At 45.3% G+C, this 22,841-nt stretch carries 24 protein-coding genes and 1 other annotated feature; of the genes, 1 reads left to right on the forward strand and 23 read right to left on the reverse strand.

What is annotated here, in order from left to right:
* Positions 1-23 precede the first annotated feature (23 nt).
* The 20 genes from rpoB to BK120_RS31615 all read right to left on the reverse strand — a co-directional run bounded on the left by rpoB (position 24) and on the right by BK120_RS31615 (position 17,964).
* Positions 24-3,572, reverse strand: a complete 3,549-nt coding sequence (gene rpoB / locus BK120_RS31520; RefSeq protein ID WP_076271437.1) for a DNA-directed RNA polymerase subunit beta — start codon at positions 3,570-3,572, stop codon at positions 24-26.
* Between the two features lie 384 nt (positions 3,573-3,956).
* Positions 3,957-4,556 carry a class I SAM-dependent methyltransferase gene (locus tag BK120_RS31525; RefSeq protein WP_179089939.1) on the reverse strand — a complete coding sequence of 200 codons (600 nt, stop codon included), beginning with the start codon at positions 4,554-4,556 and terminating at the stop codon, positions 3,957-3,959.
* Positions 4,557-4,562: 6 nt separating this feature from the next.
* Positions 4,563-4,691 (reverse strand): hypothetical protein, encoded by a 129-nt coding sequence (locus tag BK120_RS36200; RefSeq protein ID WP_256711079.1) that lies wholly within the window; start codon positions 4,689-4,691, stop codon positions 4,563-4,565.
* Positions 4,692-4,783: 92 nt separating this feature from the next.
* The gene (rplL, locus tag BK120_RS31530; protein ID WP_076271439.1) at positions 4,784-5,143 is read right to left on the reverse strand and encodes a 50S ribosomal protein L7/L12; all 360 of its coding nucleotides are present in this window, start codon (positions 5,141-5,143) and stop codon (positions 4,784-4,786) included.
* 91 nt (positions 5,144-5,234) lie between these two features.
* Positions 5,235-5,738 (reverse strand): 50S ribosomal protein L10, encoded by a 504-nt coding sequence (gene rplJ, locus BK120_RS31535; protein ID WP_054025338.1) that lies wholly within the window; start codon positions 5,736-5,738, stop codon positions 5,235-5,237.
* Positions 5,739-5,795: 57 nt separating this feature from the next.
* Positions 5,796-5,961: a sequence feature (ribosomal protein L10 leader region), on the reverse strand.
* Positions 5,962-5,973: 12 nt separating this feature from the next.
* Positions 5,974-6,666, reverse strand: coding sequence for a 50S ribosomal protein L1 (gene rplA / locus BK120_RS31540; RefSeq protein ID WP_076271440.1), 693 nt, complete (start codon positions 6,664-6,666; stop codon positions 5,974-5,976).
* Between the two features lie 101 nt (positions 6,667-6,767).
* Positions 6,768-7,193 (reverse strand): 50S ribosomal protein L11, encoded by a 426-nt coding sequence (gene rplK, locus BK120_RS31545; RefSeq protein ID WP_054025340.1) that lies wholly within the window; start codon positions 7,191-7,193, stop codon positions 6,768-6,770.
* 121 nt (positions 7,194-7,314) lie between these two features.
* Complete coding sequence (nusG, locus tag BK120_RS31550) at positions 7,315-7,848, reverse strand: transcription termination/antitermination protein NusG (protein WP_054025341.1); 534 nt, start codon at positions 7,846-7,848, stop codon at positions 7,315-7,317.
* Between the two features lie 24 nt (positions 7,849-7,872).
* Positions 7,873-8,082, reverse strand: a complete 210-nt coding sequence (secE, locus tag BK120_RS31555) for a preprotein translocase subunit SecE (protein ID WP_053373883.1) — start codon at positions 8,080-8,082, stop codon at positions 7,873-7,875.
* An 18-nt stretch (positions 8,083-8,100) separates the two neighbouring features.
* Positions 8,101-8,250 carry a 50S ribosomal protein L33 gene (gene rpmG / locus BK120_RS31560; protein WP_015847242.1) on the reverse strand — a complete coding sequence of 50 codons (150 nt, stop codon included), beginning with the start codon at positions 8,248-8,250 and terminating at the stop codon, positions 8,101-8,103.
* A 314-nt stretch (positions 8,251-8,564) separates the two neighbouring features.
* Positions 8,565-9,215 (reverse strand): RNA polymerase sporulation sigma factor SigH, encoded by a 651-nt coding sequence (gene sigH, locus BK120_RS31565; RefSeq protein WP_053373882.1) that lies wholly within the window; start codon positions 9,213-9,215, stop codon positions 8,565-8,567.
* Between the two features lie 298 nt (positions 9,216-9,513).
* Entirely contained in the window at positions 9,514-10,038 is a 525-nt protein-coding gene (locus BK120_RS31570; RefSeq protein ID WP_076271441.1) for an NYN domain-containing protein, read from the reverse strand.
* A 3-nt stretch (positions 10,039-10,041) separates the two neighbouring features.
* Positions 10,042-10,803 (reverse strand): 23S rRNA (guanosine(2251)-2'-O)-methyltransferase RlmB, encoded by a 762-nt coding sequence (rlmB, locus tag BK120_RS31575; RefSeq protein WP_076271442.1) that lies wholly within the window; start codon positions 10,801-10,803, stop codon positions 10,042-10,044.
* Positions 10,804-10,853: 50 nt separating this feature from the next.
* On the reverse strand, positions 10,854-11,279 hold the full coding sequence (locus BK120_RS31580; RefSeq protein ID WP_076271443.1) for a Mini-ribonuclease 3: 426 nt from the start codon (positions 11,277-11,279) through the stop codon (positions 10,854-10,856).
* The gene (gene cysS / locus BK120_RS31585) at positions 11,276-12,718 is read right to left on the reverse strand and encodes a cysteine--tRNA ligase (RefSeq protein WP_076271444.1); all 1,443 of its coding nucleotides are present in this window, start codon (positions 12,716-12,718) and stop codon (positions 11,276-11,278) included. Before cysS ends, BK120_RS31580 begins: the two co-directional genes overlap by 4 nt.
* Positions 12,715-13,377, reverse strand: a complete 663-nt coding sequence (cysE, locus tag BK120_RS31590) for a serine O-acetyltransferase (RefSeq protein WP_076271445.1) — start codon at positions 13,375-13,377, stop codon at positions 12,715-12,717. The genes cysS and cysE overlap by 4 nt, the downstream gene beginning before the upstream one ends.
* A 507-nt stretch (positions 13,378-13,884) precedes the next feature.
* Entirely contained in the window at positions 13,885-15,357 is a 1,473-nt protein-coding gene (gene gltX / locus BK120_RS31600; protein ID WP_076271447.1) for a glutamate--tRNA ligase, read from the reverse strand.
* A 163-nt stretch (positions 15,358-15,520) separates the two neighbouring features.
* Positions 15,521-16,003: a 2-C-methyl-D-erythritol 2,4-cyclodiphosphate synthase gene (gene ispF, locus BK120_RS31605; RefSeq protein WP_076271448.1), complete on the reverse strand. Its 483-nt coding sequence runs from the start codon at positions 16,001-16,003 to the stop codon at positions 15,521-15,523.
* A complete protein-coding gene (gene ispD, locus BK120_RS31610; RefSeq protein WP_076271449.1) occupies positions 16,000-16,719 on the reverse strand; it encodes a 2-C-methyl-D-erythritol 4-phosphate cytidylyltransferase in 720 nt (239 codons plus the stop codon). Before ispD ends, ispF begins: the two co-directional genes overlap by 4 nt.
* A gap of 150 nt (positions 16,720-16,869) precedes the next feature.
* Positions 16,870-17,964 (reverse strand): PIN/TRAM domain-containing protein, encoded by a 1,095-nt coding sequence (locus tag BK120_RS31615; RefSeq protein WP_076271450.1) that lies wholly within the window; start codon positions 17,962-17,964, stop codon positions 16,870-16,872.
* A 176-nt stretch (positions 17,965-18,140) separates the two neighbouring features.
* On the opposite strand from BK120_RS31615, the gene BK120_RS31620 reads away from it, so the two are divergent.
* Positions 18,141-18,536, forward strand: a complete 396-nt coding sequence (locus BK120_RS31620; protein WP_054025352.1) for a nucleoside triphosphate pyrophosphohydrolase family protein — start codon at positions 18,141-18,143, stop codon at positions 18,534-18,536.
* A gap of 115 nt (positions 18,537-18,651) precedes the next feature.
* Here BK120_RS31620 and BK120_RS31625 read toward each other — a convergent pair whose 3' ends face one another.
* The 3 genes from BK120_RS31625 to disA form a co-directional block, all read right to left on the reverse strand.
* The gene (locus BK120_RS31625; protein WP_076271451.1) at positions 18,652-20,739 is read right to left on the reverse strand and encodes a serine hydrolase domain-containing protein; all 2,088 of its coding nucleotides are present in this window, start codon (positions 20,737-20,739) and stop codon (positions 18,652-18,654) included.
* Between the two features lie 185 nt (positions 20,740-20,924).
* Positions 20,925-21,671 carry a CDP-diacylglycerol--serine O-phosphatidyltransferase gene (gene pssA / locus BK120_RS31630; protein WP_076271452.1) on the reverse strand — a complete coding sequence of 249 codons (747 nt, stop codon included), beginning with the start codon at positions 21,669-21,671 and terminating at the stop codon, positions 20,925-20,927.
* An 88-nt stretch (positions 21,672-21,759) separates the two neighbouring features.
* Positions 21,760-22,836 (reverse strand): DNA integrity scanning diadenylate cyclase DisA, encoded by a 1,077-nt coding sequence (gene disA, locus BK120_RS31635; RefSeq protein ID WP_076271453.1) that lies wholly within the window; start codon positions 22,834-22,836, stop codon positions 21,760-21,762.
* Positions 22,837-22,841: the final 5 nt, after the last annotated feature.

The following is a 22,841-nucleotide window of genomic DNA, read 5'->3' on the forward strand; positions in this document are numbered from 1 at the left end:
TTTGACGGAATCTAGCAACTAGTTTATTCAGCAGCGCCGACTTCGGCACCTTCTATATTGAGGTTAAGCTTATCGCCTGTTGCCTCGTCTTCATCATCCATTTCCTTCATTTCGATCTCTTCTTCATTCTCGGATAGAATTTTAACGTCCATACCCAAACTTTGAAGCTCTTTGATCAAAACTTTGAACGATTCCGGAACACCTGGCTCTGGTACGTTTTCGCCTTTAACGATGGATTCGTACGTTTTAACACGACCAACCACGTCATCGGATTTAACAGTCAATATTTCTTGAAGCGTGTACGCAGCGCCATATGCCTCAAGCGCCCATACCTCCATCTCCCCGAAACGTTGTCCACCGAACTGTGCTTTACCACCGAGCGGCTGTTGTGTAACGAGTGAGTAAGGACCAGTGGAACGGGCATGGATTTTATCATCGACCATGTGCGCCAGTTTGATCATGTACATGACCCCAACTGTAACTTCACGTTCGAAATTCTCGCCTGTCCGTCCGTCATACAATACGGTTTTACCGTTACGCTGCATGCCTGCTTCTTCCATCGTATCGAAAACGTCATTCTCGCGCGCGCCATCAAATACTGGCGTAGCAGCGTGGATGCCGAGATGCTTACAAGCCATACCCAAGTGAACTTCAAGCGCCTGGCCGATGTTCATCCGCGACGGTACGCCGAGCGGGTTAAGAACAACTTCTACAGGTGTGCCATCCGGTAGGAAAGGCATATCTTCTTCAGGCATGATACGAGCGATTACCCCTTTGTTACCATGACGTCCGGCCATTTTGTCGCCTTCGGAAATTTTCCGTTTTTGAGCAATATAAGCACGAACGAGCTGGTTAACGCCTGGTGGCAATTCGTCGCCATTCTCCCGCGTAAATACTTTAACGTCAACAACGATACCGTCTGTACCATGCGGCACACGTAGCGATGTATCACGTACTTCACGAGCCTTCTCACCAAAGATAGCGTGCAGCAATCTTTCTTCCGCAGTTAGCTCTGTTACACCCTTAGGCGTTACTTTACCAACTAGGATATCGCCAGCGCCGATTTCAGCTCCGACACGAATGATTCCGCGCTCATCCAGGTTGCGAAGAGCTTCTTCACCGACATTCGGAATGTCGCGTGTAATTTCTTCAGGTCCAAGCTTCGTATCACGAGCCTCAGACTCGTATTCCTCGATGTGAATGGATGTATAAACATCCTCTTTCACTAGCTTTTCACTTAGCAGGATCGCATCCTCATAGTTGTAGCCTTCCCACGTCATGAATGCAACAACGACGTTGCGTCCAAGAGCCAATTCGCCTTTTTCAGTGGAAGGACCATCCGCAAGGATATCACCTTTTTTAATAACGTCGCCTTTACGTACAAGCGGGCGTTGATTGATGCACGTTCCTTGGTTAGAGCGCATAAACTTGTGTAGTTTATGTTTTACCAAGTCACCGGTAACCGGCTTGCCATCGATTTGCTCGACGCGACGAAGCCAGATTTCATTAGCGGAAGAACGTTCGATTATACCGTCATGCTTCGCTACGATACAAACGCCTGAGTCTTTCGCTGCCTTGTGCTCCATACCTGTACCAACAAGTGGTGATCTAGGGATAAGAAGCGGTACCGCTTGACGTTGCATGTTGGATCCCATGAGGGCACGGTTGGAGTCATCGTTTTCCAAGAAAGGAATTAACGCTGTCGCAACAGATACTACCTGTTTAGGCGATACATCCATGTAATCAACGCGATCACTAGGCATAGTCAAAATGTTGTCGGCTTGTTTATTGTAACGAACGATCGTATTCTCTTCTGCAAACTTGTCGTCTGGAGTCAGCTTCGCATTCGCTTGCGCGATTACGTAGTTATCTTCCTCGTCAGCAGTCAGATATGCGATTTGTTCAGTAACAATTCCAGTCTTCGGATCTACCCAACGATATGGTGCTTCAATGAAGCCATATTCGTTAATACGAGCAAAGGAAGACAAGGAGTTGATCAAACCGATATTCGGTCCCTCTGGCGTCTCGATCGGACACATCCGCCCATAGTGGGAGTGATGGACGTCACGAACTTCAAAGCCTGCGCGTTCCCGAGTCAAACCGCCGGGTCCAAGTGCTGACAATCGACGCTTATGCGTCAATTCAGCAAGCGGATTCGTTTGGTCCATAAACTGGGACAGCTGCGAGGAGCCGAAGAACTCTTTTATAGATGCAATAACCGGACGAATGTTAATTAACGCTTGCGGCGTAATTGCATTCGCGTCTTGAATGGACATTCTCTCACGCACAACGCGCTCCATACGAGACAGACCGATACGGAATTGGTTTTGAAGCAGTTCGCCAACAGAACGCAGACGACGGTTACCCAGATGATCGATATCATCCGTGCTGCCTACGCCATGAAGCAAGTTGATAAAGTAGTTAATGGAAGAAATGATGTCCGCAGGCGTGATATGCTTGACGGATTTATCAATAATGCCATTCGCAATAACTTTAATTACTTTGCTTTCGTCATATGGTGAGAATACGCTGATCGTTTGTAGTGGAATACTATCAGCATCAAGAACGCCATTAGCAACATGATACGTTTTGAAACCAACATCCTTCTCAAGCTTCTCGAGAATTTCATCAAGCAAACGACGGTCAATCATTTGTCCGGACTCAGCAATAATTTCGCCAGTCGCAGGATCAATTAGATTTTCCGCAAGACGTTGATTAAACAAACGGTTCTTGATGTGAAGTTTTTTGTTTATTTTGTAACGGCCTACGTTGGCCAAGTCATAACGTTTTGGATCAAAGAAACGAGCAACTAGCAAGCTCTTCGCATTATCCAAAGTCGGAGGCTCGCCTGGACGAAGACGCTCATAAATTTCAATAAGCGCTTTTTCAGTCGAATCCGTGTTATCTTTGTCTAGCGTGTTGCGAATGTACTCATCATGGCCTAGCAGTTCAAGAATCTCAGCGTCAGTACCGAATCCAAGCGAACGCAAAAGTACCGTTACCGGTATTTTCCGGGTCCGGTCAATACGAACGTAGATGATATCTTTAGCATCCGTTTCAAGCTCTAACCAAGCGCCACGGTTAGGAATAACAGTAGCTGTGTAGTTTTTCTTCCCGTTCTTATCGACCTTCGTGCTGAAGTACACACTCGGGGATCGAACCAATTGGCTGACTATGACACGCTCGGCTCCGTTAATAATAAACGTGCCCGTCTCTGTCATAAGCGGGAAATCACCCATGAAAACTTCTTGTTCCTTTACTTCGCCAGTTTCCTTATTGAAAAGTCGCACCTTAACGCGTAAAGGAGCTGCATACGTCACATCGCGCTCTTTTGATTCATCGACCGAATATTTCGGTTCGCCCAAGCTATAGTCGATAAACTCAAGCGATAGATTGCCCGTAAAGTCCGAAATCGGAGAAATATCTTGGAACAACTCAATTAGGTCGCTGTCCAAAAACTTCTCATACGATTTTTGTTGGATTTCAATCAGGTTCGGGACTTCCAGCACCTCGTTGATCCTGGCGTAGCTTCTGCGCGCGCGCCGACCATACTGAACAAGTTGTCCTGCCAACTTAACCTCACCCCTCATGTCTGTATCACAGCATCGATAATCACTGCGTCACTATAGACGAACCAGCCGCCTATATAGTCAAATAAAGAAAAGCCCTTATCGAATGGTTCGAAAAAAGAGCATGTTCCGGCAGTTAACTAATCACAGCGCGGCCGTGACAGTCTCATATCAAATAATTTTGCCCAAAACGTAAACATTATACGTCAAATGTGTAAAACTTATGCATTCCGCGCTTTAAATTTACACTTGACATTTTAGTTAACTAAAGAGATCGAGCCCAATTTAATGCTGACATTTTATAATCTTACCATATTGCAAATGTCAAGTCAATAAATATTATTCAGTTTTCAAACATATTTTCAAAACATATTTTTCTCTAATTTTCTAAGCTTTTACAGCTTTGAAAATACGGTAGCCTTTATCCTTCGTTACTTCTTCTACATCTGCAAATAATGACTCTAATTTAGCTTTCGCCGAAGGTGCCCCTTGCTTCTTCTGTATGACAACCCACATGCTGCCGCCTTGTTCGAGCAATTCATAACCCTCTTCAAAAATCCGATGAACGACTGACTTCCCCGCCCTGATCGGCGGATTTGTAACGATGACATCGAACTTCATTTGCTTAACTGCTTCAAATAGATCACTTTGCAAAACGGTAACATTAGATATCTGGTTAAGCTTTGCGTTCTCACGCGAAAGCTCTACCGCTCGTTCATTTATATCAATCATCGTTACTTGCCCATGCTCAGCGAGTTTTGCTGATGTTAATCCAATAGGACCATAACCACAGCCAACATCAAGAATGTTTGCATTTGCATTTAGCTCCAAAGCATCGATCAACACCTGACTCCCGTAATCAACTCCTGATTTCGAGAATACGCCGGCATCCGTCATAAACTTTAAAGAAAAGCCTCGGAGTATCGCTTCATGAACTTGACGATTATGCTTAACATCTGGGCTCTGTGAGTAATAGTGATTCGACATTATTCATCACTCCCCGCTATTCCATATTGCATCGAGTATATTGATATCGCCTTGTTTCAGCGAAAAAATACTCGATTCTCGTTGAAGGATAAGAATGGACAAGCCAAAAACTTGCACATTCTTATCCTTCAACATACAACGAACCCCTTGAAACCTGACGTTTCAAGGGGCTCGCCGGCCGATTCATCATTCAATCGCATGATCAGCTTATTTTATTGAAAGAAATACTACTTAACTTCTACGGAAGCGCCAGCTTCAGTAAGCTTAGCTGCAACAGCTTCTGCTTCTTCTTTAGCAACTTTCTCTTTAACTGCTTTAGGAGCGCTATCAACCAAGTCTTTCGCTTCTTTCAGGCCAAGACCTGTGATTTCGCGAACAACTTTGATTACGTTGATTTTTGAAGCGCCAGCGCCGTTAAGGATAACGTCAAATTCAGTTTGCTCAGCTTCTACAGCTGCGCCAGCACCTGCTGCTGCTACTGGAGCTGCTGCAGTTACGCCGAATTCTTCTTCAATTGCTTTAACAAGATCGTTCAGTTCAAGAACGTTCATAACTTTAATCGCTTCTAAGATTTGTTCTTTAGACATGATTATACCTCCGGGAATATGGTTTATTTTTTTGGTTTATCCTACAGCCGACTTGCGTCGGTTCATTACTATAAGGGACTCTTGAAAAAAATTAAGCTTGTGCTTCTTGTTTCTCGCCGACTGCTTTAACTGCAAGCGCGAAGTTGCGCACTGGAGCTTGCAATACGCTGAGGAGCATAGAGAGCAAACCGTCGCGGGACGGAAGTTCCGCAAGAGCTTTAATTTCTTCTTGAGATACGACTTTACCTTCAACAACGCCGCCTTTAAGTTTCAAAGCATCGTTTTTCTTAGCGAAATCGTTCAAAATTTTAGCTGGAGCAACAGCGTCTTCTTTACCGAATGCAATTGCTGTAGGACCTGTAAGAATGTTGTTCAATTCTACATAATCCGTACCTTCAGTTGCGCGACGAACGAGCGAGTTTTTAAGAACTTGGAATTCAATTCCTGCTTCACGAAGTTGTTTCCGAAGTTCAGTTACTTGAGCAACGTTCAATCCACGATAGTCAGCTACTACTGTGCTAGAGCTATTAGCAATTTTTGCCGCGATTACGGCAACTGCCTCTTGTTTCTCTTGGATGATATTTGCGTTAGCCAAACTGTACACCTCCCGTAATAGTATACATTCCGTTAATTACGACGGGCTTTCCACGCCTCGATGCATGAGAAAGGCCTTCGCAGACACTGCGAAGGCCATGATGTCGTTATCGCGCATCAACCCTAAAGGATCGAATGTTGCTTACAAACGTTTTATCATAACACCTCGGTAGGAAATTAAGCCTTAAGGCACCTACTGTCTACGGTATGCGTATTCGAATTTAGTTCCGTTCTTCTTAGCGGTAAGCCGCTGTAGAAACACGAGCGCCAGGGCCCATTGTTGAAGAAACGGCAATGTTTTTCAGGTAAACACCTTTTGACGCAGCCGGTTTAGCACGATTAAGTGCATCGATCAATGATTTGAGGTTCTCGTTGAGTTTCTCAGCATCGAAAGATACTTTACCGATTGGCGCATGGATTTGACCTGCTTTATCAAGACGGTATTCAATCTTACCGGCTTTGATTTCTTGAACGGCTTTAGCAACGTCAAACGTTACTGTACCAGCTTTAGGGTTCGGCATCAAGCCTTTACCACCAAGGATACGTCCAAGTTTACCAACTTCAGCCATCATGTCCGGCGTTGCTACGCAAACGTCGAATTCGAACCAGCCTTGTTGGATTTTGTTGATCATGTCTGCATCGCCGACAAAATCAGCGCCCGCAGCTTCCGCTTCTTTCACTTTTTCGCCTTTTGCGAAAACGAGAACGCGTTTAGTTTTACCAGTGCCGTGTGGTAGTACAACTACGCCACGAACAGCTTGGTCTTGTTTACGTGGGTCTACACCCAAACGAACTGCTACTTCAACGGACTCGTCGAATTTAGCTGTTGCAGCCTTCTTAACAAGCTCAATCGCTTCTAGAGGCTCGTAAGTTGCTTCACTATCAAATAGCTTAGCAGCTTCTACATATTTTTTACCTTGTTTAGCCATTGTAATTTCCTCCTCATGTGGTTGTAGCGGAAAATCCTCCTAGGGATGATCCTCCCACTCGCGAAAGCCGAAGCTAACGCAAAGCAAGCTACCTCGCGGTATTAGTCAACAATAGTTACGCCCATGCTGCGAGCAGTACCTTCAACCATACGCATTGCTGATTCTACAGACGCTGCGTTAAGATCCGGCATTTTTTGCTCAGCGATTTCGCGAACTTTGTCACGTTTTACAGTAGCGACCTTTTTCTTGTTCGGTTCGCCTGAACCTTTTTCGATACCAGCTGCGACGCGAAGCAATACTGCTGCCGGCGGCGTTTTTGTTTCGAAAGTGAAAGAACGGTCTTCAAATACTGTAATAACAACCGGAATAATCAAGCCTGCTTGATCTGCGGTACGAGCATTAAACTCTTTACAAAACGCCATGATGTTAACGCCTGCTTGACCAAGTGCTGGACCGATCGGCGGCGCTGGGTTTGCTTTACCTGCAGGAACTTGCAATTTGACCATCTTGATGACCTTTTTTGCCATGCCTGACACACCTCCTAACCCTTTATTCCATGCGTAAATAGCATCCGCCTCCGCAAGGGGGCATTGCTATTTCGCGTCCAAACCTCCACTAGTTTAACCCAGTGGGTTCGGAAACCAGATATTATATCTTTTCCACTTGAGTGTAATCCAGCTCTAGCGGGGTCTCCCTGCCAAACATGTTTACATGAACCTTCAACTTCGCTTTGTCCAGCAAAATTTCTTCTACTGTACCAACAAAATCTGCGAAAGGACCCACTTTGACGCGAACCGTTTCTTTCAAATCGAACTCGATTTTCGGTTTTGGTTCTTCCATGCCCATGTGTTTGAGTATTTGCTCAACCTCATCTGGCAATAGAGGAATCGGTTTTGAACCGGAACCTGTTGATCCTACGAATCCAGTTACACCTGGTGTATTTCGAACAACGTACCATGAATCGTCGGTTTGAACCATTTCCACAAGAACATAGCCGGGGTAGACCTTACGTTGGACAGTCTTCTTCTTACCATCCTTCTCTACCACTTCTTCTTCCATAGGAACAAGCACACGGAAAATCTTATCTTCCATGCCCATTGATTCAACACGGCGTTCCAAATTGGCTTTCACCTTGTTCTCATAACCTGAGTAGGTATGCACGACGTACCATCTTTTTTCCATCACAAATCCACCTTTGGACCCTTCTTAAACAATGAGTTCAACCAGAGACGAGATCCCGATGTCAAGAAGCCAGAAGTAAATAGTCACAAGCGTAATCGTGAGCAAAACCACGATCGAATAGCTTGTCAACTCTTTACGGCTTGGCCAGCGAACCTTCTTAAGTTCCGCCCAGCTGTCGGCAAAAAAACTAAACGTTGTACCAAAGCTTTGCTTTAGTTTAGCCAAAAATGCCACGTTCACACCTCCAATTGACTATCTCGTCTCGCGATGAGGAGTCTGCTCGTTACAGAACTTGCAAAACTTCTTCAACTCGATGCGGTCGGGGTGATTGCGTTTGTTCTTGCTGCTCGCATAGTTTCTCTGTTTGCAGTTTGTGCATGCCAACGTGATAATTACCCGCATTGAATTACACCTCCCGAACTGCTACAAAATACGAATCATGAAGCTCTATATGAAAGTTCATTGATTCCAACGCCAAAACGAAATAAAACCTCGATTTTAGGCCTACCTAAACACTTTATCATACAGCAATTTTGATGTCAATGTAAAAGATAAGTGTTAAGCCTGTGAATGATTGGAAACAAAAGCGCCATCGGTCTCGTATCTACCAGTATAGTCTACTTTTGTCCATTTAAAACTAAAAGGACCGTATATTCCACCTAGACACCGCCAGATGGAAGACAGTCCTCGTAAAAATGATTTACGTATAAATGCGGCTAGCCGCTAATGTCTCTGACTTCCAAGTAACGTTCGAGCTTGCGTTTCACCCTTTGAAGAGCGTTGTCGATAGATTTCACATGTCTATCCAAATCAACAGCAATTTCCTGATAGGACCTTCCATCCAAATAAAGCATAAGCACCTTGCGTTCAAGGTCGCTTAATATTTCGGACATCTTATCTTCAAGGCCAATGAATTCTTCTTGATTAATAATTAATTCTTCTGGATCAGATACTCGCGTACCACAAATGACATCCAGCAGTGTGCGATCCGAATCTTCATCATAAATGGGCTTATCTAGCGAAACGTAGGAATTTAGCGGAATGTGTTTCTGACGCGTGGCTGTTTTGATGGCGGTAATAATTTGTCTGGTTATACACAATTCAGCAAAGGCTTTGAAGCTTGCTAGCTTGTCCCCTTTAAAATCTCGAATTGCCTTATAAAGACCAATCATACCCTCCTGCACGATATCTTCACGATCCGCACCTATAAGAAAATACGAGCGCGCTTTGGCTCTCACAAAATTCTTATACTTGTTTATCAAATATTCCAACGCTATGCTATCACCATTGCGGACCGCTTCGACGATATCCTCGTCCGTACTGCTGTCATACTCGAGCGTACTCCATTCTTTGAGGTCGATACTCACGAACTATCCCTCCGGCCTGCAAGGCGTACACCGCTAGATTCTTATTCACGCAAACCTATCTGATTGCACTCAAAGTCTGAGCTCAACAGCGTTTCACGTCGAAAGATAAGAATGTATACTGAACAAAATCAACACGTTCTTATCGCTAATAATAGAGTCAGTATACATTATGTAACCTTACACCGTCAACCAATCTGAGCCCCGACAACCACAGATATACTGGGAATTTTGTAACTTAGTGGAACGATCCGAGTCAATCATTCTATATCTATTTGAAGATTATCGCTTTTCCAATCTTTTATTTCTCTCCGCGCCGAAGTTTCTCCAGCTGGCTTCGAACCTCTAAACTAATTCTGCCGTCTACTGAATTCCGTTTTCCCGGCTGTTCCTCACGGAGTGTCTGCTCGATATTTTTGCGATTCTGGCCTATATCAATAAGCAATTCCCGTGCCGATACACGAAGCGCACCTTTACCGAATGCCACATGCTGCTCGACCAAATCCGAAGTGGCTACATATATATTTCGACGTCTGAGGACCAGCTCCGAGCATAAACGCTCGATGCATTCATCAGCTGTTTCCTTCTCTTTTGTGTAAACGATAGTCAGCCTGTGGTGCCTGTAAGTAGCGCCTAAGCCAGGCACCTGATGCGCATCGAACACAACATACACTTTCATTCCTGTAAAACCTTGATAATCCGCCATTAAATCGAGCAATTTATCCCGCGCTTCTTCCAGATCATGTTCCTTCAGCTTCTCGAGTACCGGCCAAGCGCCAATTATGTTATAACCGTCGACTAATAAAATATCGTCGCGCCGGTTCATAACCTAAATGCTCCGGCGCTGCCGAACGACCTCATACATAAGAACACCAGCTGCAACGGAAGCATTTAGCGAGTTCAACTGACCGAGCATAGGAAGTTTAACGAGAAAATCACATTTCTCCTTAATAAGCCTTCCCATACCTTTACTCTCGTTGCCTATAACGACAACCAGCGGCATGTCGAATTTCATTTTATAAACATCCTGCTTTGCACTTACATCCGTTCCCGCTACCCATACGCCCGCTTCCTTCAGCCTATCGATCGTTTGCGCCAAATTAGTAACGCGTGCAACCGGTACATGCTCAGCAGCACCTGCAGATGTTTTAAGCACCGTAGCCGTCAACCCTGCTGCACGACGTTTTGGAATGATAACACCATGCACGCCCGTGCATTCCGCTGTCCGCAATATTGAGCCCAAATTATGAGGATCTTCGATTTCATCCAGTAGCAAAATAAATGGAACCTCGTCCCGTTGTTTTGCTCGTTCCAGAATGTCCTCAACATCCACATAAGCGAAGGCCGCTGCCTGAGCGACAACTCCCTGATGTGTAACTCCAGGAGCTAAGCTGTCGAGTTTCCGCTTGTCGACAAACTGTACGATGATACCGGATTTCTTGGCTTCCGCTACAATGGGCTGCGTCAACGTTTTTTGTGCACCGTCAGCGATCCATATTTTATTAATTTCTCGTCCGGAACGCAGTGCTTCGAGCACAGGATGTTTACCGGCTATCATTTCATCTTGATCTTGAATCGTTTCTTCTGTCATCGGTAACCCTCCTTTATTTTTTCATTTACAAAATAGCCTCATGAGCCTTGTTAATTCTCATGCTTCTTTATTGCAATGGCAAATAGTTCATGTATTCTTTCGATTCGGCCTTCATAATAAAGAAATCCAACCAAGCTCTCCAACGCTGTTGCTAGACGATAATCAGCTAAATCAGCGTTTTTGGGAGGCGCTCCCGATTTTGAATTGCGGCCTCGGCGGACGATGTCCGCCTCCTCCTCGGTTAAATGCGGCTGCCAGAGATCCAACGTTTTCTTTTGTCCTTTGGCAGAAACAAATTTTGTTGCCTCACGGTGAAGGTGATGCGATTTCTGATTTGGGAGTGAAATAAAATATTGTCTTACAAGAAGCTCAAACACAGCATCGCCCATATAAGCGAGAACGACCGGGTTCATTAGCTGCGGTGATTTGGACGGCGGGTAAAAGAGCAAGCGGTTCGTATCGATATGCTCGCTCATTTACGCCGCCAGCGGATACCTTGCGGTGTATCCTCAAGGACGATGTTTTTCTCTATGAGCAAATCACGAATTTCATCCGCTCTAGACCAGTTTTTGGACTGGCGAGCTTCGGTCCGCTCCACTATAAGCTGTTCGATATCCGCATCCAGCAGTTCAGCGTCCGCTTGTTGCTGCGGCAGCAAGCCAAGTACAGCATCCATACGCTCAAACAATGTAAGCAATGCATAAATCGCTTCAGCAGATGCGTCTGCACGATTCAAATATTGATTAGCCTCAGCTACCAAATCAAACACCGTTGTAATCGCGTCAGGGGTGTTGAAATCATCGCTCATTTTGGCATGGAATTGTTCATGAATCACTTTTAATCTTGCATCCAGCGCTTCGTCGCCAGAAGGGACAAGTCCGTTGCCACTGCCTGCCGCCTCATTTAGCTTGCCTTCAAACGATGAAAGCCTATGCTTTAGATTCGCTGCACTGTTTGCAATCCGCTCGACGCTGTTCTCAGCTTGCGCAACCGTGTCATCACTGAAGTTGAGTGGACTGCGGTAGTGTGTAGAGAGCATAAAATAACGAATCGCATGAGGTTTAACCCGCTTCACCAGCTCATGCACCGAAATGCCATTGCCAAGCGATTTGGACATTTTCTCATTATTTATATGAATATAGCCGTTATGCATCCAATAGTTCGCCAGCGGTTTGCCTGTCAGCGCCTCAGATTGCGCAACCTCGCATTCATGATGCGGAAACTGCAAATCATGACCGCCGCCATGGATATCAAGAGTATCCCCAAGGTATGCGCGAGCCATAGCCGAGCATTCGATATGCCAGCCTGGGCGTCCGTCGCCGAAAGGACTTTCCCATTTGATTTCGCCCGGCTTAGCGCCTTTCCATAATACAAAATCCTGTTGATTCTCTTTGCGGTCGCCAATTTCTACTCGAATACCGAATTGAAGCTCTTCAATATTCTGATGGGAGAGCTTGCCGTAATCCGCGAATGCAGACGTACGATAATAAACGTCTCCGTCACTCATATAAGCATAGCCTTTATCTATCAAACCTTGAATAAACGCAACGATTTGCGGAATATGCTCCGTAACCCTTGGATTAAGTGTCGCCTTATGGACACCCAGCGATTCGATATCTGCATAAAATGCCGCAATAAACGTCTCCGCTACTTCAGGGACTGTCGTACCAAGCTGTTCTGCTTTACGAATCAGCTTATCATCGACATCTGTAAAGTTAACCACATATTGAACTTCATTACCTACGTCCTCCAAATAACGACGAACAACGTCAAAGAAAATAACCGGACGAGCGTTTCCAATATGAATGTAGTCATAAACGGTTGGTCCGCAAACGTACATTTTCACCTTACCTGGCTCTTGCGATACAAAAGGCTCTTTTAGCCGCGATACTGTATTATAAATGGATACTGTCATTTTCGTATTTCTCCTCCAGCTACAGGATTCCGAAGCTTATCGAGCTCGGATTTTAATTCGTCTATTTCCTTCTGCATTGTACGGAACATTTCGATGACTGGATCGGGCAGCTTCGTATGATCAAGTCGATCGCCTACACGTTCGCCGTTTCTTTTGACCACGCGTCCCGGGTTTCCAACTACCGTACAATTGGCAGGAACCTCTCTGAGTACAACCGCGTTTGATCCTATGTTAGAAAATTCGCCCACTTGAAATGAGCCGAGCACCTTCGCTCCTGAGCCAATAACTACATTATTGCCAATTGTCGGGTGACGCTTCCCTTTTTCTTTACCCGTTCCGCCAAGAGTTACTCCCTGATAAATAACGACATCATCGCCGATCTCACAGGTTTCACCAATGACGACACCCATGCCATGATCGATAAACAATCGCTCGCCGATACGAGCACCTGGATGAATTTCGATTCCGGTCATAAAGCGGCTAACCTGGGAGATCAAGCGCGCTGTAGTATACCAACCTCTACGGTACAAGGGATGGGCAATGCGATGCGCCCAAATTGCGTGCACACCTGAATAGGTGAAAATAACCTCGAAGCGACTGCGAGCAGCCGGATCATTCTCAAAAACAGCTAGTATGTCCGATCGAAAATGACGAAACATAAACAATGCTCCTTTTTCCTACGCTCATAAATTTCTAATAAAAGAAAAGCCTCTGCAGCATAATATGCTGCAGAGGCGTGTGATCTCGCGGTTCCACTCTGCTTGAATAAATCGACAGCTGTCCTCGCTGAAGTTTATTCACCTTAAGGTCTTTAACGCAGACGATACGTTGCTGCCTACCCTGTCCAGACAAATATATGCCAATATTGCCGATTAAGCGTCGCCGCCATCCTCATCATTGCGCATTACCTGCTGACACAGCTCGGAACAAAGCTCCCAGGTGCATATTTCCGTTTGGCGGACCAGACAACTTGCAGCCCCATTACGTTTCCTCATAGTCACATGGTGATGCGACTCCGACTCGAATGACGGTTGTCCTCTCTGCGAATCCACAAGCAAACGTACTTCTCCTGTTCATGGCCGTTTGATTCATTCATTTATTAGTCATAGTATACCGAATACCCAAAAATGTGACAAGGGCATTATGCATACTCATATTTACAAGAATTAAGCTAAAGATCCTGCCAAACGCGCGCGCAGACGATCAGCAACCTTATCTTTGCCTAGCAAAGCTAGCGATTGATTCAAATCAGGACCATGCGTTTGTCCAGTAAGGGCTGCACGAATCGGCATGAACAGCTGCTTGCCTTTAAATCCAGTTTCCTTCTGTACAGCTTTGATCATCTCTTTGATGCCATCCACTTCAAAGGCTGTTTCTCCCGCTTCGATTTTTGATAGGAAGGCCTGCAATACAGTTGGCACTTGCTCTTCGGCAAGAACCTCTACCGCTTCGCTTTCATCCTCTACCGTATCACGGAAAAATAGCTCTGTCATTGGAACGATTTCTGAGGCGGAACGCAGTTTGTCCTGATGAAGCGCTACTAATGCAGTCACCCAGGCTCTGCCTTCTGCATCAAGTTCAGCAGCGACTCGACCCGCATTTTGCAGGTGTGGCAGGCAAAGATCAACAACACGGTTCAAGTCCGCTTTTTTCAAATATTCATTGTTCATCCAGCTAAGCTTCTGCGTATCGAATACGGCAGGGCTTTTGCTTAGACGCTCAGGATTAAACACATTAACCAATTCTTCGCGAGTAAACATTTCCTGTTCACCCTCTGGCGACCATCCAAGCAATGTAATAAAGTTAAACATCGCTTCCGGCAAATAACCGAGATCGTCATACTGCGAAATAAACTGAATGATGGATTCATCTCGTTTACTTAGTTTTTTGCGCTGCTCATTGACGATTAGCGTCATATGGCCGAATTTTGGAGCTTCCCAGCCAAAAGCTTCATAAATCATCAACTGGCGCGGCGTATTCGAGATATGGTCTTCTCCACGCAATACGTGACTGATTTTCATCAAATAATCGTCCAGTACTACAGCGAAGTTATAAGTCGGGATACCGTCCTTCTTCACGATGACGAAATCGCCCATCTCTGTTGTATCAAAGCTGATTGAGCCTTTTACGATATCATCAAAAGCATAGGTCCGATTTTCCGGTACACGGAAACGAATACTCGGAACACGTCCTTCCGCTTCGAAAGCTTGGCGCTGTTCTTCCGTCAGATTGCGATGGCGTCCGGAATAACGAGGCGTTTCGCCGCGCTCCGTTTGCTCTTCCCGCTCCTTCTCAAGCTCCTCTTCCGAGCAGTAGCAGCGATAAGCAAGACCACGATCAAGCAATTCCTGCCAGTACTTGTTGTATATATCAAGACGCTCAGTCTGACGGTAAGGTCCGTACCCGCCGCCAATGTCGATACTCTCATCCCAATCCATGCCCAGCCATTTCAAATACTTAAGCTGGCTCTCTTCTCCGCCCTCAACATTGCGCTTTACATCCGTATCTTCTATCCGAATAATAAATTTACCGCCCTGGTTTCTTGCGAACAAATAATTGAATAAGGCCGTTCTTGCATTACCAATATGTAAATGACCCGTTGGGGATGGGGCATAACGTACACGAACTTCTGCAGTCATATAAATAACCTCCTAAAAGTTTTGCGAAGCATAAACTGGCTTCGTAAGCATATACAGATAAAGTTTTGCGAAGCATAAACTAACTTCGTAAGCATATACAGGTAACGTTTTGCGAAGCAAAATCTAGTCTCGCAAGCATATGCTGATTAATGAATACTCCCGATCATAGCACATCCTTGATCAGACAGACAACGGATTGCGCTGCAATTCCTTCACCGCGTCCTGTGAATCCAAGCTGCTCGGTTGTCGTTGCTTTTACATTCACCTGTGTTACATCAGCCTCAAGCGCCTTCGCTATAATTTCAGCCATTTGCGGAATATATGGCAGCATTTTGGGCTTTTGAGCAATAATCGTGGAATCAATGTTGCCAAGCTTATATCCGCGCTCACGCACAAACTTCCATACTTCCTCCAGCAGCTTTAAGCTGTCTGCATCTTTAAACGCGGCATCTGTATCCGGAAAATGTTTACCGATATCGCCAAGTCCAAGCGCGCCCAGTATTGCATCCGTTATGGCATGCAACAGAACATCCGCATCAGAATGACCTAGAAGTCCCTTCTCATATGGAATCGTTACTCCCCCAATAATGCATGGACGGCCTTCTACCAATTGATGCACATCAAATCCATTTCCAACTCGAATCATCCTTGCTCACCTTTCCCCTCTGCCCTATCGGCATGACGCTTCGCAAACAAAAATTCCGCCCACGGCAAATCTTCAGGCGTCGTAATTTTAATATTCGTATATTCGCCTTCTGCAACAGTAACGCTAGCGCCCATGCGCTCTACAACCATTGCGTCATCTGTTCCAATGAACTCTTCTGCAAGTGCTCGCTCATGCGCCTCCTGCAGTAGAACACGTCGAAAAGCTTGCGGCGTTTGTATCGCCCACAAGCTTCGGCGGTCCGGAGTAGAAACGATAACTCCCGCTTCATTGACTTGTTTAATCGTATCCTTTACTGGAACAGCCAGCACAGATGCACCGCTCTGCTCAGCCTGCGAACAGCAAGCACGGACGGCATTCGCCGATACCAGCGGACGTACACCGTCATGCACCATCACCCAGTCGCTCTTCAGCTCCTGCAGACCTAAGTATACCGAGTTCTGTCGTTCTTTCCCCCCGGCAACAATAGCGGTTACCTTCGTTATGCCATATAGGGAAGCCCAATTGCGGCAACGCTCCACGTCCTCGCTGCCTACGACCAGAACCACTTCTTTTACCAAATCCATCGATTGAAACAGCTCTAGCGTATGCACAAGAATAGGCTTGTCCGCCAGCTTCAAATACTGCTTGCTTTCTTTCGTTCCCATCCGCGTGCCTCGTCCGGCTGCTACGATGATAACTCCCCAATCTGCTCCCATGCCTCGACCCGCCTCACACTGAGTTAAAACATAAGTATTTATAAACCTAGCTTTTTATAAATAAACTTACATTTCTCTGCGAAACGAGCTTGTGCCGTCTTTTGTCGACGTTAGCCGTTTGCGCTATAACAATAGTACTATCATACCTTGTTACTGCGCTTTTTCCAACAGCTTCGGCTTTGCAAATATCATTCGGCCCGCAGAGGTTTGAAGCACGCTCGTTACAAGCACTTCCATCGTTGTTCCGATATATTCACGTCCGCCCTCAACGACGATCATCGTGCCATCATCCAAATATGCGACACCTTGTCCATGCTCTTTGCCGTCTTTTATCACTTGTACGATGATTTCTTCTCCAGGTAGAACAACCGGCTTCACAGCATTAGCCAAATCATTAATATTGAGCACCGACACGCCTTGAAGCTCACATACTTTGTTTAAGTTGAAGTCGTTGGTAACAACTTTACCATGAAGCGCCTTTGCCAGCTTGACCAGCTTGCTGTCTACTTCTCCAATTTCTTCAAAATCCCCTTCATAAATAAGAACCTTTACGTCCAGCTCTTTCTGAATCTTGTTCAAAATATCAAGTCCGCGGCGTCCCCTATTGCGCTTCAATAAATCAGATGAATCAGCAATATGCTGCAGCTCCTCAAGCACAAACTCAGGAATGACTAATGTGCCTTCAATAAATCCAGTTTTACAGATGTCTGCAATACGGCCGTCAATAATAACGCTGGTATCGAGTATCTTATGCTCCTCGTAACCACCCGCCTCATCTACAGGCGCGACTCTCCGTTTCTCCAGCAGAGCTGCAAAACCTTCTGCCAGCTCCTCCTGCTTATGCAGACCAATTCGCATGCCCAAATAACCGAAGCATAACATCATAGCAGCAGGAAGGAGACTTCCTATACCATCTAGACCCGATACTGCGGGATAGATCAGAACAGTAAGCAATAAACCTGCTAGAAGACCGCCAGCTCCAGCAATCAGCTGCTGCATAGGAAGCGCTGCGGTTTGCTCCGCACCCTTCTGCATATAGCGAATGACTTGCCCTGCAACCATCGTTGCCACAACTACACCAAAAACCGCGCCAATTGCTACATTCATGTAATAAGTGCCGGATCGCTGTAGCATTCCGAAGGATGAGCCAGACCATACGGCCGCTCCATTTATCCATCCGTATACTTCACCGCCTGCCATACCACCGAACAACATACCCAATATTTGAATTATTCGTCTAACCATTATGGTTCACCTCCACTATAATTATGTTCCAATAATTGGATCGCTAACCGTGGGGGCACGGATTAATTGAAAACATTTATAATTTTTAATAATTCACATTTTGTAAAAGGGGGGTAGGAGGCTTATAATGGATATTAGGAAGAAAACATAAGAGGTTGGTGAAAGAGGTGGAACCGATGAGCGCTCCTACACTGGATCAATTTCAGCAGCAAGTATCCGAATTGTTGCTTCGGCACCGCAGCTTGCTAGATGTTATGTCCAAATTTGGACAGTCAGGCGCTTCGGTAAATCGTGCAGTCACGAAAGCAGTCACAGACTGTGGATGTATTGAACTAAATGCCCGCAAACAACAATACTCGGACGAACTAAATCTTGAAAATGCGAAAACGACGCTGCAAAGTCATCTCACTGGAGCCGTATGCGAGCATTGCCGCGATGCGCTCAAGGCCGATCTTGGCCGCAACTTGTTTTATATGACTGCTTTATGTAATTTGCTGGACATTCAACTGGATGAAGTTATTGCGGATGAATACGACAAATGCTCAACTTTAGGCCTGTTTAACTTAACGTAAATATGCAACGTATGAATCGCGCAGGAAAGAGACTATAGCTATCTCTTCCTCCCGAGCAACGAGTAACACAAGAGGCCTCCCATATTGGGAGGCCTCTTTTTTCGCGCTAATAGTGCTACTTCTGTTGCATGAATCCAGAAACAATAACATCTAACGGACGTGTAAGAAGAGAATATAAAATAGCAGCTTCCTCTTGGCGGTTCAGAACTTTTTTAGAAGCGTAATTGAAAACACCTTTCTCTGGCTCTTGAACTTCTGGTCCATAAATGCCGAGCTTAACGATCATCTTTACAGCTGGCAGCGCCCATTTATCAGTCTCACCGGAGAGCTTAACCGACTCAAACAACTCTGCTGGATACTGCTGTGAGAAGACGCGCCACATCATAACAGCCGCTTCTTGGCGAGTAATGTTGCGATCCGGCTCAAACAGATTCGTTGTTGTACCTTTGACCAGGCCCAGCTCATACGCTTGCTGAACAAAAGTAGCGGCCGAATGGCCTTCCAAATCCGTAAATACGAGTTCTTCCGTACTGCTTCCTTTTAATCCGCTAATCTCCATAAGATGCTTAACAAATTGTCCCCGAGTGACTGATTGCTCAGCATTAAATTTCTCATCCTCAATATCGGAGTAGTGCCCTAATGTTTTCAGCGTATAAATTGCCTTCTCATAAGGATGGTCTTTCGCAATATCAGCAAATAAGGTTGGCGCTTTATGTTTCATCCCATAGCCGAGCGGATTCAGATACGGCTCCTTAAAGTAAAGCACTTCATCGCCTGATCCTATCGCAAATGCCGTGAATTTACCCGTAAGGCTATCTACAAACAGATTTTTATCTACTTGTTTAAGTACACGCGGTCCAAGGAAAGCATCTGAAATCATCAAGCTGCCTTTGCCGTCTGCTTCTATTGATGTATTTAGTTGTGCAAGACGTAGGTCAGTATAAATGCCCGTGAATTTATTTAATGAATCACTCGTACTCGGCGTGAATGCGTCGAACTTGGCAGGTTCAGCATACGCCGGGAAAAACGAATGAATAAACGCCTGATAGAAGAAATCACGGAGAGGGCCTATTTTGTTGTAAGTAATAAATACTCCCGTCTTTTGTTCCGGAATGAGGAACATAAGCGAGCTTGTACCCACAATATCTCCAAACTTGGCTATCACGGAAGAACTGCTTCCCGCCCCAGGAAGCTGAATCGGTGCCTCAAATCCATACGTAGTGTTCGGCAGCAATGAATGAATCGAAGAGCGATACGTTTCCATCTGATCGACCGTTGCTTGCTTAAGAATGCTGCCGGATTCTGATGAACCCCCATTCAGGAAAGCAATCATAAACTTGCTTATGTCCTCAGCAGTAGAGAACATTCCCCCTTGCGGCATTACAGTAGGAGTAACTGCGTATAATTCATGTTTGCCGTTTGCAGCGTCGTATTCCGAAACTAGATTTTCTTTAAGTTTTTTATCAAGTAAAAAACGGCTTGAATCCATTTTCAGCGGCTTGAATATATTCTGTTCCATGTAATCGTTAAAAGGTAAACCGCTGGCTTTTTGTACGATTAATCCAAGCAGCATCGACGCAAAGTTATCGTACATGTAGGCGCTGCCTGGCTCCCGAACAACAGAAGGCATATGCCCCCGAACATAGTCTTCAATTTCAACTACTTTCTCGAAGTCGCTATGTATATCCTCTGGCTGCGGATCACGTATTTCAAAACCCGTCGTATGCGTAAGTAAATGCTCAATCGTAACCGGCTTGCCGAACGGGTTGTCGAACTTCAAATCCTTCACATACTTGGTGAAATCGTCTTGAAGAGAGATCTTCCCCTGTTCTACAAGCTGCATAACCGCGGCTGCCGTAAAGGTCTTGGACACTGACGCGATGCGAAACACACTCGAAGCAGGGTCAATCGGCTTTTTTGTTTCCAGGTCTGCAAAGCCATATCCTCGCTGCGCTACCGTTTTCCCATCCTTCACAATAACGACAGAAGCTCCTACATATTGCGATTTGATTTGTTCCGTTGCAAAAAAATCGTTTAAAAATGTTGTCGCATTTTCAGCATTTAACGCTTTTGGAGCAGGCGCAGCACTCGGTTCCACGGGAGCCGCATAGACGGCTGGAGCCAGCAGGCTGACTGATAAAGCAGCAGCAACAATCGTTTTAGTCCATAAAGAAGGCTTTCTAATACTAAATAGTCGTTTCAAACCAGCATCTTCTCCATTCGAATTCGTTTTTGACCGCCTATTAAATACGAATTTGGAAGATGATTAGTTTCAAAATTATCCCATAACAGATTGCTAAAAGGGACTATAAGAACGAAAAAAAATAGCGCCCAAGCACAAAATTCTGTGCTTGAAACGCTATTTTACGTTCAATATTTTTGCTTTGATCAAGCCGGCTTTTCCGTTTGAACAGGGTCTTCTGCGTTTTCATCACGTTTCTTCCGCTTGCGGTTTCGCTTGGGCAAACGGCGATCAACGTTTTTTTTTAGGCCGTACAGCGCATATAGAAGCAGCGGTACAAACAAAATTTTGGATAAGTCATTTTTGAACAATAGACCTAATACGACAGATACAACAATAACAATAGGGACAACCCATACTGCGCTCTTAGGAATACCGACCTTTTTGAAATTCGGATATTTAATCGTACTAACCATAAGAATGGAAAGCACTACTGTGCTTGCAAGCAACACGGATACATAAATGTCATTTTGAAATAAAGCTAATGTCGCTAACACTCCGCCAGCCGCCGGTATCGGAAGACCGATAAAATAACCTGGCGCACTTGATATTACATTGAAACGAGCAAGCCGCAGTGCCCCGCAAATCGGGAACAATGCCGTTACGATCCAAGCCAAGGCTGGATTAAGATCTTGAAAAGCAACTACATACATAATAAATGCTGGAGCTACGCCAAACGAAATCACATCGGATAATGAGTCCAGCTCCTTACCGAATTCACTTTGAACGTTCAGCGCCCGAGCAACGCGTCCGTCAACACCATCAAGCAGCATGGCGATTAACACCATCATAGCCGCAGTATCTGGTTTTTCATTGAATACAAGAATGATGGCGATTACTCCTAGGAATAAGTTCCCCACCGTGAGAAGGCTCGGTATCGATTTTGTGATCATCTTTTCCACCTCTTCTCTACTATGCCCCAAAACCCTTAACGAATGTATCTCCACGTTACAGGACCACATTCAATCCATTGTATGGGATTTAAATTTGCCTGTCAATGAACATCTGCTCTTGTATCCGCTTTAGACCTTCCTTAATCGCACGTGCCCGCACCTCGCCAATACCTTCAACCTCATCCAATTCTTCAATTGTCGCCATCAGAATATGAGGCAATCGACCGAAGTTTTCAATCAGATTGTTCATAATAATAAGCGGCAATCTTGGAATTTTATTCAGCAGTCGATAACCGCGCGGTGACACGGATTCATCGTTCATGTTGCTCGTATGTGGATAACCGATCAAACGGATGATTGGCGGCGCATCAAGCAGCTCATCCGAGCTCAGCTTCTTCAGGCCTGCACGAATTTCCCGTATTTTCTCATCCGAATTTTCTTTGGCATAATCCTTAAGTAAGTACCAAGCATCCTCTTCAACTCCGCCAACGAGCTCATCCATTTGCATGCTGATGAGCCGGCCTTCCGTTCCAAGCTCATTTACATAACGCTTGATCTCCATCTTGATGCGCAGCACCATTTCAACACGTTGAATAACATGTGCTACTTCCTGCAGAGTAACGAGCTCTTCGAATTCAAGCGCTGAAAGATTCGTAAAGGATTGGCTAAGCACCGCTTTATATTTCTCGAGCGTTTGAATCGCTTGGTTGGCCTTCGTCAAAATAACACCCATGTCCTTCAGCGAATAGCGCAGATTGCCTTGATACAAAGTAATAATATTACGACGCTGCGAGATGGATACAACAAGCTTGCCTGTCTGCTTTGCAACCCGCTCAGCTGTACGGTGCCGAATTCCCGTTTCGATCGACGGAATGGAGCTATTTGGTATAAGCTGCGTATTCGCATACAAAATTCGGCGCATATCCTCGCTCAAAATAATAGCTCCGTCCATTTTTGCAAGCTCATACAAATAGTTAGGCGAGAAGTCGCAATTAATGGAAAAACCTCCGTCTACGACTTCCATTACTTCCGGGCTGTAGCCAACAACCAGCAACGCCCCCGTTTTCGCCCGAAGCACATTTTCAAGCCCATCCCGAAAAGGGGTGCCTGGTGCGACTAATTGCAATAATTGATTCATAATTTCAAGCTGTGTAGGTTCCTTCATCATCT

It is taken from the genome of Paenibacillus sp. FSL A5-0031, from assembly GCF_001956295.1.
Lineage (GTDB): Bacteria > Bacillota > Bacilli > Paenibacillales > Paenibacillaceae > Pristimantibacillus.

Excerpts from the sequence above, each read along its gene's own strand:
- rplK (WP_054025340.1), bottom strand. The coding sequence starts at position 7,193 with ATGGCAAAAAAGGTCATCAAGATGGTCAAATTGCAAGTTCCTGCAGGT.
- rplL (WP_076271439.1), bottom strand. The coding sequence starts at position 5,143 with ATGTCTAAAGAACAAATCTTAGAAGCGATTAAAGTTATGAACGTTCTT.
- pssA (WP_076271452.1), bottom strand. The coding sequence starts at position 21,671 with ATGATCACAAAATCGATACCGAGCCTTCTCACGGTGGGGAACTTATTC.
- rplA (WP_076271440.1), bottom strand. The coding sequence starts at position 6,666 with ATGGCTAAACAAGGTAAAAAATATGTAGAAGCTGCTAAGCTATTTGAT.
- ispD (WP_076271449.1), bottom strand. The coding sequence starts at position 16,719 with ATGGGAGCAGATTGGGGAGTTATCATCGTAGCAGCCGGACGAGGCACG.
- BK120_RS31525 (WP_179089939.1), bottom strand. The coding sequence starts at position 4,556 with ATGTCGAATCACTATTACTCACAGAGCCCAGATGTTAAGCATAATCGT.
- BK120_RS31620 (WP_054025352.1), top strand. The coding sequence starts at position 18,141 with ATGAGCGCTCCTACACTGGATCAATTTCAGCAGCAAGTATCCGAATTG.
- cysE (WP_076271445.1), bottom strand. The coding sequence starts at position 13,377 with ATGTTTCGTCATTTTCGATCGGACATACTAGCTGTTTTTGAGAATGAT.
- ispF (WP_076271448.1), bottom strand. The coding sequence starts at position 16,003 with ATGATTCGAGTTGGAAATGGATTTGATGTGCATCAATTGGTAGAAGGC.
- BK120_RS31615 (WP_076271450.1), bottom strand. The coding sequence starts at position 17,964 with ATGGTTAGACGAATAATTCAAATATTGGGTATGTTGTTCGGTGGTATG.
- disA (WP_076271453.1), bottom strand. The coding sequence starts at position 22,836 with ATGAAGGAACCTACACAGCTTGAAATTATGAATCAATTATTGCAATTA.
- cysS (WP_076271444.1), bottom strand. The coding sequence starts at position 12,718 with ATGACAGTATCCATTTATAATACAGTATCGCGGCTAAAAGAGCCTTTT.
- gltX (WP_076271447.1), bottom strand. The coding sequence starts at position 15,357 with ATGACTGCAGAAGTTCGTGTACGTTATGCCCCATCCCCAACGGGTCAT.
- BK120_RS36200 (WP_256711079.1), bottom strand. The coding sequence starts at position 4,691 with ATGTTGAAGGATAAGAATGTGCAAGTTTTTGGCTTGTCCATTCTTATC.
- rpmG (WP_015847242.1), bottom strand. The coding sequence starts at position 8,250 with ATGCGGGTAATTATCACGTTGGCATGCACAAACTGCAAACAGAGAAAC.
- nusG (WP_054025341.1), bottom strand. The coding sequence starts at position 7,848 with ATGGAAAAAAGATGGTACGTCGTGCATACCTACTCAGGTTATGAGAAC.
- rlmB (WP_076271442.1), bottom strand. The coding sequence starts at position 10,803 with ATGACAGAAGAAACGATTCAAGATCAAGATGAAATGATAGCCGGTAAA.
- BK120_RS31570 (WP_076271441.1), bottom strand. The coding sequence starts at position 10,038 with ATGAACCGGCGCGACGATATTTTATTAGTCGACGGTTATAACATAATT.
- BK120_RS31580 (WP_076271443.1), bottom strand. The coding sequence starts at position 11,279 with ATGAGCGAGCATATCGATACGAACCGCTTGCTCTTTTACCCGCCGTCC.